The sequence below is a fragment of the Devosia yakushimensis genome (assembly GCF_030159855.1).
GTDB classification, from domain to species: Bacteria; Pseudomonadota; Alphaproteobacteria; order Rhizobiales; family Devosiaceae; genus Devosia; species Devosia yakushimensis.
In genome coordinates this window covers 112,065-131,558 of sequence record NZ_BSNG01000003.1, presented here as the reverse complement: position 1 = coordinate 131,558, position 19,494 = coordinate 112,065, and the positions used below count along the sequence as shown (strand labels likewise).

At 62.4% G+C, this 19,494-nt stretch carries 17 protein-coding genes; 12 read left to right on the top strand and 5 right to left on the bottom strand.

Translation table 11 applies throughout. The annotated features are described in order from the left end of the window. Positions 1-57: 57 nt before the first annotated feature. The 3 genes from QQL79_RS19185 (at position 58) to QQL79_RS19175 (ending at position 3,264) form a co-directional block, all read left to right on the top strand. Entirely contained in the window at positions 58-1,332 is a 1,275-nt protein-coding gene (locus tag QQL79_RS19185) for an extracellular solute-binding protein (RefSeq protein ID WP_284393597.1), read from the top strand. Between the two features lie 172 nt (positions 1,333-1,504). Continuing rightward, positions 1,505-2,386: a carbohydrate ABC transporter permease gene (locus QQL79_RS19180; RefSeq protein WP_284393595.1), complete on the top strand. Its 882-nt coding sequence runs from the start codon at positions 1,505-1,507 to the stop codon at positions 2,384-2,386. Then, entirely contained in the window at positions 2,383-3,264 is an 882-nt protein-coding gene (locus QQL79_RS19175; protein ID WP_284393593.1) for a carbohydrate ABC transporter permease, read from the top strand. Before QQL79_RS19180 ends, QQL79_RS19175 begins: the two co-directional genes overlap by 4 nt. Before the next feature lie 326 nt (positions 3,265-3,590). Here the strand turns inward: QQL79_RS19175 and QQL79_RS19170 are convergent, their stop codons facing one another. Next, positions 3,591-4,481, bottom strand: coding sequence for a LysR family transcriptional regulator (locus QQL79_RS19170; RefSeq protein ID WP_284393590.1), 891 nt, complete (start codon positions 4,479-4,481; stop codon positions 3,591-3,593). Positions 4,482-4,603: 122 nt separating this feature from the next. Here QQL79_RS19170 and QQL79_RS19165 point away from each other — a divergent pair, with 122 nt between their 5' ends. Next, complete coding sequence (locus QQL79_RS19165) at positions 4,604-5,464, top strand: SDR family oxidoreductase (protein WP_284393588.1); 861 nt, start codon at positions 4,604-4,606, stop codon at positions 5,462-5,464. A 367-nt stretch (positions 5,465-5,831) separates the two neighbouring features. On the opposite strand, the gene QQL79_RS19160 is transcribed toward QQL79_RS19165, so the two are convergent. Beyond that, complete coding sequence (locus QQL79_RS19160; protein ID WP_284393586.1) at positions 5,832-6,836, bottom strand: LacI family DNA-binding transcriptional regulator; 1,005 nt, start codon at positions 6,834-6,836, stop codon at positions 5,832-5,834. A 350-nt stretch (positions 6,837-7,186) separates the two neighbouring features. Here QQL79_RS19160 and QQL79_RS19155 point away from each other — a divergent pair, with 350 nt between their 5' ends. Genes QQL79_RS19155 through QQL79_RS19130 form a run of 6 tightly spaced genes read left to right on the top strand, consistent with a single transcriptional unit; the run spans position 7,187 to position 13,792 of the window. Beyond that, the gene (locus tag QQL79_RS19155) at positions 7,187-8,302 is read left to right on the top strand and encodes a glycoside hydrolase family 172 protein (RefSeq protein WP_284393584.1); all 1,116 of its coding nucleotides are present in this window, start codon (positions 7,187-7,189) and stop codon (positions 8,300-8,302) included. After that, positions 8,302-9,300 (top strand): ABC transporter permease, encoded by a 999-nt coding sequence (locus QQL79_RS19150; protein WP_284393582.1) that lies wholly within the window; start codon positions 8,302-8,304, stop codon positions 9,298-9,300. Before QQL79_RS19155 ends, QQL79_RS19150 begins: the two co-directional genes overlap by 1 nt. 4 nt (positions 9,301-9,304) lie before the next feature. Further along, entirely contained in the window at positions 9,305-10,144 is an 840-nt protein-coding gene (locus tag QQL79_RS19145) for an ABC transporter permease (protein ID WP_284393580.1), read from the top strand. Continuing rightward, a complete protein-coding gene (locus QQL79_RS19140) occupies positions 10,141-10,965 on the top strand; it encodes an ABC transporter ATP-binding protein (RefSeq protein WP_284393578.1) in 825 nt (274 codons plus the stop codon). The genes QQL79_RS19145 and QQL79_RS19140 overlap by 4 nt, the downstream gene beginning before the upstream one ends. After that, positions 10,962-11,855 carry an ABC transporter ATP-binding protein gene (locus QQL79_RS19135; RefSeq protein ID WP_284393574.1) on the top strand — a complete coding sequence of 298 codons (894 nt, stop codon included), beginning with the start codon at positions 10,962-10,964 and terminating at the stop codon, positions 11,853-11,855. The genes QQL79_RS19140 and QQL79_RS19135 overlap by 4 nt, the downstream gene beginning before the upstream one ends. A gap of 20 nt (positions 11,856-11,875) precedes the next feature. Then, positions 11,876-13,792: an ABC transporter substrate-binding protein gene (locus QQL79_RS19130; RefSeq protein WP_284393572.1), complete on the top strand. Its 1,917-nt coding sequence runs from the start codon at positions 11,876-11,878 to the stop codon at positions 13,790-13,792. 172 nt (positions 13,793-13,964) lie between these two features. Here the strand turns inward: QQL79_RS19130 and QQL79_RS19125 are convergent, their stop codons facing one another. From QQL79_RS19125 to QQL79_RS19115, 3 genes are read right to left on the bottom strand one after another with little or no spacing between them, the layout of a single operon-like run. Beyond that, on the bottom strand, positions 13,965-14,606 hold the full coding sequence (locus QQL79_RS19125) for a ThuA domain-containing protein (protein ID WP_284393569.1): 642 nt from the start codon (positions 14,604-14,606) through the stop codon (positions 13,965-13,967). 21 nt (positions 14,607-14,627) lie between these two features. Next, entirely contained in the window at positions 14,628-15,725 is a 1,098-nt protein-coding gene (locus QQL79_RS19120) for a Gfo/Idh/MocA family protein (RefSeq protein WP_284393981.1), read from the bottom strand. Beyond that, positions 15,725-16,966: an ROK family transcriptional regulator gene (locus QQL79_RS19115; RefSeq protein ID WP_284393567.1), complete on the bottom strand. Its 1,242-nt coding sequence runs from the start codon at positions 16,964-16,966 to the stop codon at positions 15,725-15,727. Before QQL79_RS19115 ends, QQL79_RS19120 begins: the two co-directional genes overlap by 1 nt. A 210-nt stretch (positions 16,967-17,176) precedes the next feature. Here QQL79_RS19115 and QQL79_RS19110 point away from each other — a divergent pair, with 210 nt between their 5' ends. Continuing rightward, complete coding sequence (locus QQL79_RS19110; protein ID WP_284393566.1) at positions 17,177-18,472, top strand: extracellular solute-binding protein; 1,296 nt, start codon at positions 17,177-17,179, stop codon at positions 18,470-18,472. Positions 18,473-18,617: 145 nt separating this feature from the next. Then, positions 18,618-19,478: a carbohydrate ABC transporter permease gene (locus QQL79_RS19105; RefSeq protein WP_284393979.1), complete on the top strand. Its 861-nt coding sequence runs from the start codon at positions 18,618-18,620 to the stop codon at positions 19,476-19,478. The last annotated feature ends 16 nt before the right edge of the window (positions 19,479-19,494 follow it).

Here is a 19,494-nt window from a genome sequence, read left to right as displayed (position 1 = left end):
TGCGCCGGGCTGCCGACCAAGAGCAGACATTGGGCATCCATTCGGGAGGAGTGAATAATGCTGAAATCATTGAAACGGCTGGCGCTGGTTTCGAGCGCTTTTTTGGCCCTGGCGGCCGGGGCGCATGCGCAGCAGAATGTCGTCTGGTGGGACTTTCTGGCCGGCGGCGACGGCGTGCGCATGAAGGCGCTGATCGACGGCTTCAATGCCGAGCATCAGGGGGAAATCCAGATCCAGGGCACGACGCTGGAATGGGGCACGCCCTTCTACACCAAGCTGCAGACCTCGGCCGCGATCGGGGAGGGGCCCGATATCGCCACCTATCACCTCAGCCGCATTCCGCTGGCGGTCGATAGCGGCACGCTGAGCGAAATCACTGACGAGGACCTGGCGGGCGCCGGCATTTCCGATGCCGATTTCACCGCGGCGGCTTCGGACGCCGGCAAGGTCGATGGCACCCGTTACGCCGTGCCGTTCGACCAGCACGGCCTCATTCTCTACTATAACAAGGACATGCTCGGGGAAGCCGGCCTGCTCGACGCGAACGGGCTGCCGACCGGGCTCGATGGGCTGGAGAATTTCGATGCGGTGCTCGCCAAATTCACCGGCGATGGCAAGTATGGTATTTCGACGCCGACGGGCGACCGCTATCGCACCATTTATAGCCTGTTCGGCCAGCAGGGCGGCACCATGTTCGATGAAGCCGCTGGCGGCTTCTTCCCCACCGATGAGGACCTGGCCAAGCTGACCACGGCGATCGAGGTGGTCAAGGGCTGGGTGGACAAGGGCTATACGCCGGTGCAGGTGGAAAGCCCGGCGGCTCTGGCGCTCTTCACCTCGGGCCAGGCGCCCTTCTTCATCATGGGCAATTGGGAAGTCCCCACCTTTGTTGACCTCCATGCCAAGGGAGAACTCTTCGAATGGGGTGCGGTGGAATTGCCGACACTGTTCGAGAACAAGGCCGCCTGGTCGGACTCGCATGCCTTCGTCATTCCCGCCAATGCCGGCAAGGAAGCCGATCCGGCCAAGCGCGAAGCGGTGATGAAGGTCATCGCCTGGATGGACCAGCACTCGCTCGACTGGGCTGGCGCAGGCCATATCCCGGCTTTCAACGCCGTGCGTGAAAGCGCCGAATTCCAGGCGCTGAAGCCCCAATCGGACTATGCCGGCTTTGCCGATACCGCCGTGTTCGATCCGCGCACCATCCTGGCCGGGCCGGCCGCGCCCCTGGGCGACGCCTGGAGCAACTTCATCAATCCCGCCACGACCGGCGAGATCGAACCCGCCGATGCCGCCGCGCAGATGCGGGATGATCTGAACGGGCAGCTGTAGGAGCGACCCGACGTTGGGCCTTCGCCTCCCTCCCCCTTGAGGGGAGGGATTGAGGGTGGGGGTCGTTGTGTATTCCACCGCGCGACCCCCACCCTGGCCCTCCCCTCAAGGGGGAGGGGGCGCAGGAACCATTCGGTCGGGCTTGTGGCCGCGAATTTCAGGAGGTGACGCCATGCTCAGGGACAAACGCAGCGAATATCTGACCGCGCTTATTCTGGTCGGGCCGTTCGTGGTGATCTATGGCGTGCTGTTCGTGTGGCCCACCATCCAGATGGCGCTGCTCAGTTTCACCAAGGCGCCGCTGATCGGGCCGGGTGAATGGGTGGGCTGGGACAATTACGTCAAGATCCTCAGCCACAAGCTGTTTCATTCCGCCTTCTGGAACACCGCCTATTTCGTGCTGCTGACAGTGATCCCCAATACGCTGGTGAGCCTGGCCATTGCCTTGGCGGTGAACCGCCTCAAGGGGTGGCAACAGGGCTTTGTGCTCGCCTGCTTTTTCCTGCCCTATATCCTGCCCGTCTCGGTGGTGTTCCTCACCTGGAACTGGATCATCGATGTGCAATATGGGCTGGTGCAATATGTGGTGCGGCTGTTCAATGGCGGCCAGCCGCTGTCGCTGACGCGCACCATTCCGCTCTTCATGCCGAGTGTCGCCTTTGTCACCATCTGGTGGACGCTGGGCTTCAATGTGCTGCTGTTCATCGCCGGCCTGCGCAGTATTTCGCCTGAAATCTACGAGGCGGCGTCGCTCGACAGCGCAGGGCGCTGGCGGCAATTCACCCGTATCACCTGGCCGCTGATCTGGCCGGTAACCGCGCTGGTGCTGACCATCCAGCTCATCGCCCAGCTCAAGATTTTCGACCAGGTCTACCTGTTCTCGATCGGCGGGCGGCAGGACGCAACGATCGTGCTGGTGCAATATGTCTATAAGCTGGCCTTCCAGCAGAACAAGGGCGGTGAGGCGGCGACCGCGGCCATGCTGCTGTTCGGGATGATCATCATCCTGAGTGTCCTGCAATATCAATTGCTGCGCGCGCGAGGTCAGAAATGAGTGCCGAGGCCCTTCCCCGGGTGGCCGAGGCCACCGAACGCGGCAACCGGGACCGCGCCATCGATATTGGCGGGCTGATCCTGACGCTCATCACCTTCGCGGCGGCGCTGGCGGCGTTTTTCCCGATCTATTGGGCAATCATTACGTCGGTAAAGCCGGACAGCGAGGTGATCTCGGGCAGCAATAGTCTCTGGCCCGGCCGGTTCAGCTTCGACAGCTATATCCATATCTGGAACAACACCAATATCGCCATCTGGTATGTGAACTCGATGGTCACCTCGCTCATCATCACGGCGCTGGTGATCGTCAGTTCGGCGGGCTGCGCCTATGCGCTGAGCCAGCTCGATTTCCCGGGGCGGCGGGTGATCTATGTGCTGATCCTGGCCTGTTTCATGGTGCCGATGCAGGCGCTGATCGTGAACCATTTCGTGCTGATGGCGCAGTTCAAACTGCTCAATACCTGGGCCGGCATCATCCTGCCCCAGCTGATCGTGCCGGTGGTGATCATCGTCTACAAGCAGTTCTTCGACTCGGTGCCCAAGGAGTTCCGCGAAGCGGCGCAGATGGATAGCGCGGGGCATTTCAAGATCCTGTTCCGCATCTACCTGCCGATGAACTGGGGGGTGACGGCGGCCCTGGCCATCATCACCTTTATCGGGGCGTGGAACAGTTTCCTCTGGCCATTCCTCGCCGCAACGGGCGAGGCGACGATGACGGTGCCGGTGGGCATTACCCAGGTCAAGGACGCCTATGGCATCGTCTATGGCAAGTTGATGGCCTCGGCCGTGGTGGCGGGGCTGCCGGTGGCTATCGTCTATCTGGTGTTCCAGCGGCGGGTGACGCAGGCGATCATGCTGTCGGCCGGGGTGAAGGGGTAGCGGACCGGTCGCTCTTCAGCTGAGGCCGGCCACTGCGCCCGTGCGACAATAACAACGTCATTCCCGCGCAGGCGGGAATCCACTCTTTGCCTGGCACGTCGGAAGAAAGAATGGATTCCCGCCTGCGCGGGAATGACGCCGTGGTTGATTACGCGATCCGTGGTTCTCAAGGAGCACTCCTAACTCTTCTTCCCACAGCCGCTTCCCTCGGGCTTGACCCGAGGGTCTTTCTCGGTTCGGCACAAGCGGTGAGCGGCCCTCGGGTCGAGCCCGAGGGAGCGACTGTGATGGGGCGGAATTTGGGGCCATATCGCTGACCGAAGTGCCTATGACGCAGCGTAATCCTGCAGGCCCTTGACCAGGGCGTCGAAGGTGAGGCGGATGCGTTCGACGTGGCGGAGGTCTTCGTGGGTGACGACCCAGGTTTCGAGCTCGAAGCCGAATGTGTCGGGGAGGACCCGGACCAGGCCGGGGTCGCGTCTGGCGATGCCGGTGTGGCAAATGCCGATGCCGATGCCGGCGCGAATGGCCGCCAATTGGCCGATATCGCTGTTGCAGCGAAAGGCAAAATCTTCCCGTTGCAGGGTGACACCCTTTTCGCGATAGGCGGCGATGCCGACCGGGTCGGTTTCAAAGCCGATGGTGGCAAAGCGCTGGAGATCCTCGAGGCTGGCCGGCGTGCCATGCCGGTCGAGATAATCGCGCCGGGCATGGAGCCCAAGCCGGATGGCGCCGATCCGCTTGGCGACCAGCGCTTCCTGGAGCGGGCGGGTCATGCGCACGGCGATATCGGCCTGTCGGGCCAGCAGGTCCTCGCTGCGATTGTTGAGGCCGAGTTCGATGACGAGGCCGGGATGATCCTGGTGCAATTGGGCCAGGATTGATGGCAGCACTTCGACGGCAACGACCTCGCTGGCGGTGATGCGCACCGTGCCGGAGGCCGAGCCGGCCTCGGCGGAGGCGGTGCGGGCAAAGGCCGCGGCGGCATTGGCCATGGCCTCGACATGGCTGGCCAGCTCGAGCGCAATAGCGGTGGGGATGAGGCCATTGGGGGCGCGGGTAAAGAGGGCGACACCATGGTCGCGCTCAAGGTCTTCGATGCGGCGGCGAATGGTGGGCTGGGCGACATTGAGCGCCCGGGCCGCACCCGAAAGGCTGCCCTCGCGCAATACGGCGAGGAAGGCGCGCTGCCGTTCCCAATCGGTTGGAGTGCTCATACATTTTATACTATCGAGGTGGAAGAGATTGTCAATTTATTGCAGGGCCAGCGGGAGCGATATTAGGCGGGCCGATGCGGGGCCGGGGTGGTTCCGGGCACGGCTTCATCACGGAGACAAAAATGATCCTGCTCACTGGCGCTACCGGCAATGTCGGCTTCGAAATCGCTAGAATTCTCGACCAGCAGGGCGTGACCGCCAAGGCGCTGGTCCGCTCGCCCGCAGCGGCCGAAAAGCTGGCCGGGTTCAGCCATATTATTCCCGTCGAGGGCGATCTCGACGATGCCGCTTCCGTGGCGGCGGCGCTTGAGGGGGTGGAGACGGCGTTTCTTTTGACCCGCTCGTCGGAACGGGCCGAGGCGCAGCAATTGGGGTTCGTTACGGCGGCCAAGGCGGCCGGTATCCGCCACATCGTCAAATTCTCCCAGGTGCATGCCGATGCCGCTTCGCCTGTGCGGTTCCTGCGCTACCACGCGGCGGTGGAAGCGGCGATCAAGGCGAGCGGGCTGAGCTATACCTTTTTGCGGGCAAACCTGTTCATGCAGGAATTGCTGGCCTTCGGCGAGACGATCCGCCAGCAGGGCAATATTTTCGCGCCGGTCGGGGACGGGGCGGTGAGCCTGGTGGATGTGCGCGACCTGGCGGCGGTTGCTGTCGCGGCGCTGACCCAGCCGGGCCATGACGGCAAAAGCTACGACCTGACGGGGCCGGAAGCACTGACCCATGACGAAATCGCCCGGCAGATCGGCACTGTGCTGGGGCGGGAGGTGGGCTATGTCGATATCGCCCCCGAACAGATGCGGCAGGTGCTGCGGGATTACCATTTTCCCGATTGGCAGGCCGATGGGGTGATTGAGGACTATGCCCATTACGCCCGGGGCGAGGCGGCCGGGATCAGCGGGGATATCGAAAAGGTGACGGGGCGTAAGGCGCGGAGCCTTGGGGTGTTTCTGGGGGATTATGCGGATCGGTTGCGGGGGTAGTAAGGGGGATGGTCGATGGATTGGGGCACTCGCCACCCCACCCTCGTTCCCTCCCCTCTTGATCAGTGCCACTGCGTCATTCCCGCGCAGGCGGGAATCCACCTTCCGCTCTCACAAGCCCCAAAAAGAATGGATTCCCGCCTGCGCGGGAATGACGTTGTGGGTAGGGGAGTTTCGTGGGTGGGGGAGTTTGGCGTGATCTCTAGACAATCATTGTCGCTTCCCTCGGGCTTGACCCGAGGGTCTTTCGCCACTTGTGCTGGGGGGAGAGTGGCCCTCGGGTCGAGCCCGAGGGAGACGATTGTGGGTGGGGCGGGAAGGTGCCAGCGGGGCGGGATGGGATGACCCGGCGTTAGCCGCGGCTGGCTCAGGCGCTGTCGAATTGTTTGAGGGCGCAGTCGAGCACTTCGGTGCGGGGGGCGCCGGTATAGGTGCCGTTGAGGCGTTCAATCAGCATGGCGACGGCGCGGTGGGCGAGGGCGGCGGGGGCGACGCCGATGCGGGTGAGGGTGGGGCGGGCATAGCGCATTTCGGGCTGGTCGCCAAAGACGGCGACGGCGATGTCGTTGGGCACTGAAAGCCCGTGATCGTGGAGGCGGGCGAGGCCTGCCGTGGCCATCAGGTAATTGGCGAAAAAGATGGCGCTGGGCATGGCGTGGCGGTGGTTTTCGACCAGCCAGTCGACGGCCGCTTCGCCGGAAGGGGCGAGATAGGTGCCCTCGTAGCGCAGCTCAGGCGCGGCGGGGGTGCCAGCTTCGGCGAGCCCAGCTTCGAGACCCGCAGCGCGGGCCATGGCTTCGGCAAAATGGCTGGGGCCGGTGACATGGGCGATGCGCTTGTGGCCCCGGCCGGCCAGATATTGGCCCATGGCGCGGCCGCCGCCGAAATCGTCGATCCTGACGCTGTCGACGGCGTGGTTGGGCAGATCGCCGATGAAGACGGTGGGGATATCGAGCTTGAGCAATTCGTCATGCATGCGATGCAGCGCGAAATCGCCCACGATCAGGCCATCGACCCGCTTGTTGCGGATCTGGCGGAGATATTCCTTGTTGTGCTCTTGGGGATGGCCACCGGGCACGTCGGAATTGAAGATCATGGTATCGAGCCCGATGGCCTCGAGATCGGATTGGGCCGTCTTGACCAGCTCGGGATAGAAGGGGTTGCGGATATCGGGGATCAGCAGGGCCACGATATTAGTGCGGCCGGTGCGCAGGCTCTGGGCCTGCGGATTGGGCACATAGCCCAGTTCCTCCACCGCTTCCAGCACGCGGGCACGCAAATGGGCCGAGACCCGATCGGCATGATTGAGCACATGGGAGACGGTGGTCCGCGACACGCCGGCGCGCTCGGCAACTTTGGAAATCGTTGTCATGAAGGGATCGCTATCATTGGAAAAATCGATTTGCAAATTGATTTGTGAATGCATTTGCAAAGCGGAAATTGCTTGTTATGGTGATCGCGTCGGGTGAGGCCGTTGTGGTCGCCCGAGGAATGCGGGCGCGCTTGAACCGGCACAAGCCGGCGGCCTGAACGCCATTCGGGAGAGAGACGATGAGCACGTTCCACGACACTGCCTAGCCTTCCGGCCGGCGCCTTCGATTTCACAGAAACGAGGCTTTGAGCCCGCCTGGGCAATGGCCTCGATTTGTCCATGCAATGGACCTTTGCCGCGCCTTCGGGCCGCGAAGGGCCTGCTATTGCCCGCTTGCTACGGAACCCCATATGAACGCCCCCTTTTCCGGCCTCGACCTCAATCTCGGCAATCTCTACCGGCTGTCAAATGCCAAGACCCGTTCCATATCACCGGAGAATTTCACCGGGGAAAAGGGGAAAGGCGGCATGGCCACCGAAGGCACCGGCGCCAATTGCGCCCGCGGGCTGGGGCAGGGCTGGAAGGTTTCGCCCTCGATCCGGATCGAGCCAGGTGAAACGCGGGTGCTGGCCGATATCGAGGGGCCGGGCGCCATCCAGCAGATCTGGCTGACCACGGCCAATCTGCGCTGGCGCGACCTGATCCTGCGCATCTATTGGGACGACCAGGAGCATCCTTCGGTGGTGGCGCCGGTGGGCGACTTTTTCTGCTCGGGCTGGAACCGGTTTTCGCAGGTGACCTCGCTGGCCGTCTGCGTCAATCCCGGCCGGGCGTTCAACTGCTATTGGCAGATGCCGTTCCGCAAGCGGGCGCGTGTCGAGATCGAAAACCGCGATCCCGACGATTTCGGCATCATTTATTACCAGGTCAATTATGCGCTGACCGAGGTGCCCGAGGACGCGGCCTATTTCCACGCCCAGTTCCGCCGCACCAATCCGCTGCCGTTCAAGACCGATTACACCATCATCGATGGCATCAAGGGCCGGGGCCAATATGTGGGCACCTATATGGCCTGGGGCGTCAACAATGCCGGCTGGTGGGGCGAGGGCGAGATCAAGTTCTTCATGGATGGGGACAAGGATTTCCCCACCATTTGCGGCACCGGCACGGAGGACTATTTCTGCGGCGCTTATAATTTCGATGGCGGGGTGGTGGATGATACCATGGACAGCCGCTATCGCGAATTCACCACGCCCTATGCCGGCCTGCCGCAGGTGATCCGGCCCGACGGGGTCTATAACAGCCAGATGCGCTTCGGCATGTATCGCTGGCATATCCATGACCCGATCCGGTTCGATGACGATCTGCGGGTCACCATCCAGGCGCTGGGCTGGCGCACCGAAAAGAAGGACCGGCGCTACCTGCCACTGCAGGACGATATCGCCTCGGTCGCCTTCTGGTACCAGACGCTGCCGACTGCGCCTTTCCCCGAACTCGCCGACCGCGATTATCTCGAAGTCATCTGATGACCCTTATCCGCTACATTGCCGGGCGGCTCGTGGTCTATGCCCTGGTGATCATGTTTGCGCTGACGGTGCTGTTCTTCGTGCCGCGGCTGGGGCCGACCGACCCGATCGAGGCCATGCTGGCCAAGGTGTCCTCGCAGGGCGCCTATATGGACGCGGCGCAGGTAGATGCCCTGCGCCAGTCGCTGGCCGATACGTTCGGGCTGGGCGGCTCGCTCTGGGAGCAATATGGCGCCTTCATCAAGCGCATCGTGCTGACGGCCGATTTCGGGCCGTCGCTCTCGATGTATCCGACCCCGGTGATGGAGCTGATCCGCAATGCCCTGCCCTGGACTTTCGGGCTGCTGCTGACCTCGACGCTGATCGCCTGGGTGCTGGGCAATTTCGTGGGGCTCCTGTCAGGCTGGAAGCCCAATAGCCCGACTTCGCGGGTGATGGAGGGGATAGCGATCTGCCTTTACCCCATCCCCTATTACATCCTGGCGCTCGTGCTCTCGATCCTGTTTTCCTATGTCTGGAAGATCTTTCCGCTGACCACGACCATTCGCGGCGCGCCCTGGAGCTGGGAGCTGGTGACGAGCGTGGTCTGGAATTCGTTCCTGCCGGCCATGTCCATCGTCATCGTGGTGTTCGGCTGGTGGGTGATCAGCGTCAAGGCGCAGACCACGGCGCTCAGGGAAGAGGAATTCGTGCGCTATGCCCGGCTCAAGGGGCTGGGCGATGGGCGCATCCTCACCCGCTATGTGCTGCCCAATGCCATCCTGCCGCAGATCACGTTTCTGGCGCTGCAGATCGGGCTGATGTTCAACGGCTCGCTGATCACGGAAATCCTGTTCGATTATCCGGGGCTGGGCCTGCTGATCTACTCGGCCGTGCTGCAGGGCGATTTCAACCTGTTGATGGGCACGATCAGCCTTTCGGTCATCGCGGTGGCGACTGCCACCATGGTCATCGACCTGATCTATCCGCTGCTCGATCCACGCATCAGGCACAGGTAGGCCCATGCGCAATTTCTTCCTTCATGCCCCGTTCCGGCTCTATCTCGGCGTCGCGCTGGTGGCACTCTGCGTTATCCTGGGGGCTATCCTGCCCTGGTTCGCGCCAGGCGATCCTCTGGTCTGGTACACGGCGCCGCGTAACCAAAATCCGGGTGCGGCTCATTGGCTGGGCACGACGAGCCTGGGCCAGGATGTGTTCTGGCTTTTGACCTATGCGCTGCGCAATTCGCTGATCCTGGGCCTCATCGTGGCGGGGCTATCGACCATCATAGGCGTCTTTCTCGGCCTTGCCGCGGGCTATGCCGGTGGCTGGCTCGACCGGGTGCTGTCGTTCTTCATGGATGCGCTGCTCTGCATCCCGACACTCCCCATCCTGATCCTGATGGCGGCCCTGTTCAGCGGGCAATTGGCGCTGCCCATCGTCGGGCTGCTGCTGGTGGTCTTCAACTGGCCCTATCCGGCCCGGCAGGTGCGGGCGGTGGCGCTGACCATGCGCGAGCGCGAATTCATCAATGTCGCGTGGTTTTCCGGGGAGTCGAGCGTACGGATCCTCGTGCGTCACATCTTCCCCTATATCGCGGGCTGGTCGGCGGCCAATTTCATCAACACGGTGCTGGTCGGCATTTCGACCGAAAGCGCGCTGGCGGTGATCGGGCTATCGAGCGCGCAACAGGCGACGCTGGGCACGATGATCTATTGGGCCATCAATTATCAGGCGCTGCTGGGCGGCAAATATGTGTGGATCGGCTCACCGGTCATCGCCATCGTCCTGCTGTTCATCGGGCTGTTCCTCGTTTCCTCGGGGCTTTCCATGCGGTCCTCGGCCCGGAGGATGAGCGTATGATCGAAGTCGACAATGTTACGGTGGGCTATGGCTCGGCCGGTTTCATCAAGGCGGTCGATGGGGTGAGCCTCACCATCAACGACAATGAAATCCTGGGTATTGCCGGGGAATCGGGGTCGGGCAAATCCACGCTGATGCGGGCCATTTACGGGGATTTTTCGACCGGGCTGCGCATCCAGAGCGGCACGGTCACCGGGCGGTTCACTGATCCCCGTTCCGGCAAGGTGATCGAGGCGCCATCGAGCCGGTTCGCGCCGCTCTGGTGGGACCAGATCAGCTATATCCCGCAGGGCTCGATGAGCGTGCTCAACCCATTGATGAAAATCGAGGCGCAGGTTGTGGACGGCTTGCCCAAGCGCGAGCGCCAGGGCAGTCGCGGCGAATTGCGGGCGCGCATCGCCGCATTCCTGGCCGGGTTCGGCCTAGAGGAAAACGTGCTCGACGCCTATCCGCATCAGCTATCGGGCGGCATGCGGCAACGCGTGCTGGTGGCCATCGCGGCTTTCGTCAATCCAAGGCTGATCCTGGCCGATGAGCCGACCACGGCGCTCGACGTGGTGGTGCAAAAGAAGATCCTGCTGATGATGGTTGAAATCCAGCGGCGCCAGCGCAATTGCCTGGTGCTGGTGAGCCATGACCTGGGCGTGCATTACCAGATCACCGACCGGCTGGTGATCATGTATCAGGGGCGGATTGTCGAGCAGGGCCCGACCGCCGACATCTTCGCCAATCCGCAGCACGATTATACCAAGAACCTCATCGCCTCGCTGCCGCGGCTGCATGGCAAGCGGGCGGTCGAGACGCTGGGAGCGGTGTCATGAGCGGCGTGCCCATACTCGAAGTCAGCAATCTCTCGCGCAGCTATCGCAAGGGCGGCCTGTTCGGCGGCAAGCCGTTCAAGGCGGTGGACGATGTGTCCTTCACCCTGCCGGAGACGCCGCAGGTCTTTTCAATCGTGGGGGAATCGGGGTCGGGCAAGACGACGATTGCCCGCATGATCCTGCGGCTGGTCGAGCCCAGCGAAGGCAGTATCAGGCTGCTCGGGCGACCGCTCAGCGGCAAGGGCGCAGACCGGATCGACAATTTCGAATTCCGGCGGCTGGTACAGCCCATTTTCCAGAATCCGTTCGAGGCGTTCAGTGCCTATCTGCCGGTCGAAGCCTATCTGCGCCGCACGGCGCTTAATCTGCGGGTGGCGCGCAATGAAGCCGAGGCCATCGCGGCGGCCGATGTGGCGCTGCGCTCGGTGGGGCTCAGTTATGAGCGCATTCGCGGCAAATATATCCGGCAGTTCTCGGGCGGCGAATTGCAGCGCATCAGCGTGGCACGGGCGCTGATCCCCAAGCCGAAGCTGATCGTGGCGGACGAGCCGGTCTCGATGGTGGATGCGAGTTTGCGCATGTCCATCGTCAATCTGTTCCGCCAGATCGTTGGGGAACAGGGCGTCTCGTTCATCTACATCACGCATGACCTGTCGACCGCCTATTACCTGTCCGACCAGGTCTCGATCATGAATACCGGGCGGGTGGTGGAGAGTGGTGTGCCCACCGACATCCTCGACAATCCCCAACAGGCTTATACGCGCGAATTGATGGCGGCGATTCCCTCGGTCGGGGACCGCTGGAGCGAACTCGACGCCATCGACGAGCAATATTCCCATCCAGACATTCGGCACCAGAGTGCACTCAAGCACCCGCCAACCAACGCTTGAAAAAGCAAGAGGAGGAGACCATGACCACAAGCCTATTTCCCCGCCGGACAATAATGGCGCTCGGCCTCGCCGTCGCCATGGGCGGTACCATGCTCAGCGGCACGGCGCTGCCCGCATGGGCCCAGCAGATGACCGATGTCGGCACGCCACGCGCCGAAACCCTGGTCGTCGACATGCTCAATGCCCGGGTCGGCAATCCGACCAATATGAACATGTATCAGCAGGGCGTGACCATCAATCACGGCTATCACCAATTGGCCGGCGCCTTGCTCTATGACATCGACACGGCCAAGGGCGCGCAGATTCCCGATCTGGCATCGGCCATGCCCGAGGCGCTCAACGCGGATTTCACCAAGTTCAAGGTGGCTTTGCGCGAGGGGCTGACCTGGAGCGACGGGCAGCCCTTTTCGGCCGATGACGTGGTGTTCACCGACCAGATGCTGCGCAATACCCCGGCTTTGGCCTATAGCGCGGCCTATACCGCCCAGATCGCTTCGGTGACCAAGGTGGACGCCAATACAGTCGAGATCACCACCACCAAGCCGACGCCTCGCCTCGCCATCGTTTTGGGCTCGGTGATCTATGGCAATCCGTTCCACATCGTGCCCAAGCATATCTGGGAAAAGGAAGATCCGGCGACCTTCACCAATTTCCCGCCGGTGACCATCAGCGCCTACAAATACAAGGACCATGACCCCAATGGCACCTGGTTCCTGTGGGAGAAGCGCGAGGATTGGCAGAATACCGATATCGGGCAGATCGTGGGCGAGCCGGCGGCCAAATATGTGCTGTTCCGCAGCTATGGCACCGAGGAGCGGCGCGTATTGGCCATGGCGGCCAATGATATCGATATCCTGACCGATATTTCCCCGGAAAGCCTCGATATCCTGCGCGGGCAGAACCCCAAGGTGCGCGCCTGGTTCAACGATTTCCCCTATGCCAATCTCGATGACCCTTGCGAGCGCGGCATTCATTTCAATACGTCCAAGGCGCCCTATGACGATGCCAAGACGCGCTGGGCGCTGGCACTGGCCATCAATGCCGAACAGGCCAGTATCGCGACCTTCTCGGGCATGATGCGGGCGTCTCCGCTGGCCATTCCGCCGACCACGGTGCTGATGGATACCTATCACCAGCCCATGGCGCAGTGGCTGGGCGAATTTGCGCTGGAGGATGGCTATAAGCCGTTTGATCCGGACTATGCGGTGCGCTTAGGCGAACGGCTGCGCTCGGAAGGGGTGGCGGGGATTCCGGAAGACCCCGAAGCCTTGCGCGAATTGCTGGGCGTGGGCTGGTGGAAGCATGATCCGGAACAGGCGACCAAGCTTTTGACCGAGGCCGGCTTTACCAATAATGGCGGGCAATGGCTCAAGCCCGATGGTACGCCCTTTACCATCAATATCCTGGCCCCGGCCGATTTCGAGGTGCAGTCGCAGCGCCTGGCCTTTGCGGTGGCCAATGAGTGGACGCAGTTCGGCATTCCAGCCCAGGTGCAGCAGATGCAGGCTGGGGCGTTCTTCACCGCCGAGAACACCGGCGATTATGAAGTGGGGTCCTATTGGGGCTCGTCCTGCGCCATCACGCCCGATCTCTTCGTGCGCATGGAAAGCTGGCACAAGGATTATGTGCGCGACAATGGCACGCCGGCCTCGTCCAACCAGGGCCGCTATGTCGATGACGAGCTGAGCGCGCTGATCGACCAGCTCCGAGCGGTACCGGCCGACGATCCCAAGATCGTGCCGCTGGGCACCGATATTCTCAAGGAACTGGTGGAAGGCCTGCCGGTTATCGAGATGTTCGGCACGTCCAAATTCGTGCCGGTGAACGAGACCTATTGGACCAATTACCCCTCGGCCGACAATTATTATGAGGGCCCGTGGTGGTGGTGGAGCAATTTCAAGTTCATCGCGGCGAAGTTGAAGCCGGCGGCGGAGTAACTTCGGTACCAGCATCAACCCACGGTGTCATTCCGGCGAAGGCCGGAATCCATGCTGTGCCCTATCCCTGCACTGGATGCTTGGATAGCCTTCAGCATGGATCCCGGCCTTCGCCGGGATGACACCGTGTTTTTAACGCGTGCGAAGTTCACCCCCTAAGGGGAGGGCTCTCCTACCGCGCCGCCCAGTTCATGCCGCGGCGCAGGATGGTGTTCATCTGCGGGACGGCGAATTCGCTCGATACGTGGCCGAGCGAGGAATAAAACACCCGGCCCTGGCCGTGCTTGCGCTTCCAGACCACGGGCATGGTGACGCCGTCGATCCAGGAGGCGTGCTCGCCGGTGAAGGTGGTGGTTGCCAGCACCTCGTTGGAGGGGTCGACATGCATGTAATATTGCTCGGAATGGTAGGGGAAGCTTTCGATCCCTTGCATGACCGGGTCATCCGGGCGGGTGATATCGACGCGGTAGTCGATGATATTGCCCGGATGGGCGACCCATTGGCCGCCGACCATGAATTGGTAATCGACCGCATCGCGGAAGGCGTCGCCCATGCCGCCGTGATAGCCAGCGAGACCCACGCCGCCTTCGACGGCGGCGGTGAGGTTTGACAGTTCTTCCTTTTCGATCTTGCTCATGGTGAAGATCGGCACGATCAGGCTGAGATCGCGGATGGAGGGATCGGCGAAGGCTTCGGTCGTGTTCTCGACATAGACCTTGAAACCGTCTTCCTCGAGCATGGTGCGAATGATGGTGGCGCATTGTTCGGGCTCATGCCCGCTCCAGCCGCCCCAAACGATCAGTGCTTCACGCATAATAGTCCTCCTTAAATTCGATCAGGCCAGCTTGCCGTTGACCAGCGACGAGGCGAGTTGCGCGGGCCGCTCGGCTGGCGTGGTGATGTCGATGACGCGGCCGGTATCTGAAGAAGTCTGGAAGGCCTCCATCACTTCGAGCACGTGCAAAGCCAGGTCGCCATTGCAGCGGTGGGGGCGTCCTTCGAGGATGGCATGGGCCATGTCGGCGAGACCGATCGAGCGGTAATTGCCTTCGGCATAGGGCATGTCGGTGGCGATATCGGCCCACTCGCCGCCCTTTTCGAGCAACTGGATCTGGCCGCCGAAATGGTTGGGATCGGGCACGAGGAGCGAGGCCTCCGTGCCGTAGATTTCGAGCGGGACATGCTTGTGGCCGGCCACGTCAAAGCTCATCGTCACCTGCACCACGGCGCCATTGTGGAAGACCAAAGTGCCCGAGACATGGGTGGCGACATGGACGGGGATGATTTCCCCATTGCGGTCCTTGGAGGTGATGGTGCGGGTGTCGCGGAGCTTGGTGCCGAAGCCGGACACCTTGACGACGGGGCCGAGCAGGTTGACCAGATCGGTGATGTAATAGGGGCCCATATCGAGCATGGGGCCGCCGCCGGCTTCGTAATAGAAGGCGGGATTGGGGTGCCAGCGCTCATGGCCGGGGCACATGAAATAGGCGGTGCCGCCGACGAGCTGGCCCAAGGCGCCCTCATCGACCAGGCGGCGCGACGTCTGGTGGCTGCCGCCCAGGAAGGTATCGGGAGCCGAGCCGACGCGCAGGCCCTTTTCGCGGGCACGGTCGACCAGCTTCTTGCCTTCGGCAAAGACAATGCCGAGCGGCTTTTCCGAATAGACATGCTTGCCCGCTTCGATGGCGCGCAGGCCGACTTCGACATGGGCCTTGGGGATGGTCAGGTTGAGGATGATGTCGATGGAGGGATCGGTGAAGATCGCGTCGAGATCGACAGCGTTGAGGCCGAATTCATCGGCTTTCGCCTTGGCGGCGGCCGGGTTCATATCCGCCACGGCGCGGATGTCGAGCACCGGAAAATCCTTGCTCGCCTTGAGATAGGCGGCGGAAATATTACCCAGTCCGATAATGCCAATACCGACCTTATCCATCATTCACTCCTCGTTCCGGCATCTGAAAAATCACTAAAACTGCCCCGCGCCGGGCCTGTCGTGCCCCAGGGCGAGCCATAAAGTTCGCCCAGGGCCACGGCGGCAGCGCCGCGCGCCCAAAGCTCGTCGCCCACTTCGTCGATGACGATCTGGGCGACATTGGCGAGGCTTTCCGGCGTGGCGCGGGCAAAGCCGGCGCGCAGCGGATCAAGCAGATGATCGCCCAAAGCCAAAGTCGAGCCGACCAGGATGACCCGGGGCGGGGCAAAGAGGGCGACGAGATTGGCGATGGCAATGCCGAGCGCCGCGCCGGCGCGGCCGGCGGCGTCTTTCAGGCGATTGTCGCCGGCCTCGATCAGCCCGCGCACGCGGCCCATGCCCTGGCCCAGCCGGATGGCGTCGCGAATTTGCGGATCATTGTGTTCGCCATTGAGGATGGCGCGTTCGCTGGCGACTTCGGAGAGTTTGAGGGCGTGGTCGGGGTCGGAACCCATGATCATGTCGCCCAGGGTGAGGCTCAGTTCGCGGGCGCCGCGGAAGAGCTGGCCGCCATGCATGACGCCAAGACCCAGGCTTTCCTCGATGGCGACCAAGACGAAATCGTCGCAGTCGCGGCAGCGGCCGAACCAGTGCTCGGCCATGGTAATGGCATTGGCGTCGCTTTCGACAATGGTGTCGATGCCCAGCCGTTTCACGATGGCTTCCTTGAGCGGCACATTGGTGTCGCGGAAAATGCTGCTCGAACGAACGCGGCCGGTGCCGTGTTCGACAATGCCGGGCAGGGACAGGGCCACGGTCTTGATCTGATCGAGCGCAATGCCGGCATCGAGCACGCAGCGGCGCACGCCATCTTCGACGAGATCGGCGATGACCTCGACGGGCAGGCGATCGACCCGCACCGGCAGGGTGAGATTGGCCAGCACATCGCCCTGGAAATTGGTGACGGCAAAGACCAGTCGATTGGTAGCGATCTTGGCGCCGACGACGCGGGCGGCCTCGGGGTTAAGGGTCAGCATGACGCGGGGGCGGCCCCGGCTGCCGCCGCTGCGCAGGTCGCCTTCATGGCGGGTGGAAATCAGCCCGTCATCGAGGAGCGAGGCGGTAATGGCCGAGACGGTGGTGGCGGAAAGCTGGATGCGTTCGCCGATCTCGACGCGCGAAATCGCACCGAACCGGCGGATGGTATCGAGCACGTGGAAGCGATTGATCGCCCGCATCAATTCGGGGTCAGCGGTCTTCACGGGACGGGCAGGCTCCTCGCGCGTCTTTTTCTACGTGACGCGAATTAAGTTTCGTCTTTCTAGGCATGGCTTGGAGGCCAAAGCAAGCGTAAAGCGCTGAAATTTGGCGGTTTTGGCGCGCGTTTTGCACACCCTCTTGACAGATCGGAAATGCCGGGCGCTATTTAATACGCATCAGGGATAAATAAGTCCCGATCTGGGAGGATCACCATGAATCACGGCTTTGCCCGCCCTTGGCGGGATACGCTTCTGCTTGCCGTCAGCGCAGTGACGCTGTTCTCGGGCGTCACGGCCGCCTATGCGCAAAGCACCATCAAATGGCTGCATCTGGAAGCCAATGCGGACCGGCTCAAGACCTGGCAGGACATTGCCGCGGCCTATGAGGCCGAGCATCCCGACGTCAAAATCGAATTCCAATTCCTCGAAAACGAGGCCTTCAAGGCCAAGCTGCCGACGCTGCTGCAATCCAATGACGCGCCCTCCATGTTCTATACCTGGGGCGGGGGCGTGCTGAAGGCGCAGACCGAGACCGGCGCCTTGCGCGATGTGACCGCGGCCATGGATGCCGATGGCGGCGCCTGGCGGGCGACCTTCTCGCAGGCGGCTGTCGACGGGCTGAGCATTGACGGCAAGGTGTGGGCCGCGCCCTATCAATGGGGCCAGGTCTCGTTCTTCTACAACAAGGCGCTGTTCGAGCAGGCGGGCGTCGACGCCACCACGATCAAGACCTGGGATGATTTCCTGGGTGCCGTCGAGACCATCAAGGCGGCGGGGATCGTGCCGATTGCCGGTGGCGGCGGCGAGAAGTGGCCGATCCACTTCTATTGGTCCTATCTGGCCATGCGCGAACTGGGCAAGGACGGCTTCGAGGCCGCCAAGAATGGCGATGGCTTTACCGGCGAGGGCTTTGTCCGCGCCAGCCAGAAGCTGATCGATCTGGGGGCGCTCTCGCCCTTCCAGGAAGGCTATCTCGGGGCGACCTGGCCCGATGCGCAGGCCGTGTTTGCCGATGGCCGTGCAGCCATGATCCTGGGCTTCCAGAATACGGCAACGGTGCAGAACCAGACCAATGCCGCCACCGATGGCAAGGGGCTGACCACCGACCAGATCGGGCGGTTCCTGTTCCCGCTGATCGATGGAGCGCCTGGTGTTGCCACCGATGAATTCGGCGGGCTCAATGGCTGGGTGGTGACGGCCAATGCGCCGCCCGAAACCGAGGACTTCCTCAAATATCTGCTCGACCAGGACAATGCTCTGCTGCAGGTCAAGCAAAACGGGATTTTGTCGACCACTTTGGGCGCCGAGAGCGCGGTGGAAGACCCCTATATGCAGCAGATCGTGACCGAGATGGCCCAGGCCACCTGGCACCAGAATTTCCTCGATCAGGATCTGGGCCCCAATGTCGGCCGCGTGGTCAACGACATGTCGGTGGAGCTGGTTTCTGGCGAAATCTCGCCGGAAGACGCGCTGCAGCAGATCGAAGACGCCTTCTCGCTCGAGATGTGATGCATCCCCGCCGCCTGGCCTTGGCCGGGCGGCGGCTTTTGCCGGACAAGGAGCCTAGACCCGGATGAGCCAAGCCACTTCCCTATCTGCAAGCGGGCCGCTGGCGTCCGGCGTGCCCAGCGTGGCGCGGCGGCGGCGCGGCCAGATGCGCGGCAAATGGCCGGTGCTGGTGCTGTTCCTGCCCCCCGCCTTGCTGCTGTTCACGGTGTTCGTGATTTTGCCCATGGGCGAGGCGGCCTGGTATTCGTTCTACAATTGGAATGGCTATGGCCTGCCCAGCCAGTGGATCGGCTTCAAGAATTACGAGCTGATTTTCCGCAATGGCGCTTTCCGCAATGCCCTGGTCAATAATGGGCTGATCATCTTCATTTCGATCTGCGTGCAGGTGCCGCTGGCGCTGTGGCTGGCAACCATGGTGTCGCGCAGCATAAAGGGGGCGTTGGCGTTCCGGCTGCTGTTCTTTTTACCCTATGTGCTGGCCGATGTGGCCGCGGGCATGATCTGGCGCTTCGTCTATGACGGGGAGTTCGGGCTCGTCGCCGGTATCTGGCACTTTTTCGGCGCCGCGCCGCCCTTCTGGCTGGCTGACAAACAGGTGGCGTTTTACGCCGTGCTTGGGGTGATCGTGTGGAAATATTTCGGCTTCCATATGATGCTGTTCATTGCCGGCCTGCAGGCCATCGACAAAAGCGTGCTGGAGGCGGCCGATATCGATGGCGCCACCGGCTGGCAGAAATTCTACCGGGTCACCCTGCCGTTGCTGGGCTCGACGGTGCGGCTGTCGGTATTCTTTGCCGTGGTGGGCTCACTGCAATTGTTCGACATGATCATGCCGCTGACCGGCGGCGGACCATCGAATGCGACTCAGACGCTGGTGACCTTCCTTTATTCCTTCGGCGTCATGCGCATGCAGGTGGGGTTCGGCTCGGCGGTCGGCGTCGTGCTGTTCATCATCTGCGTCACCCTGGCGTTCAGCTACAAGCGGATATTCATGCGAAATGACTGAAGCAGCACCCATCGAT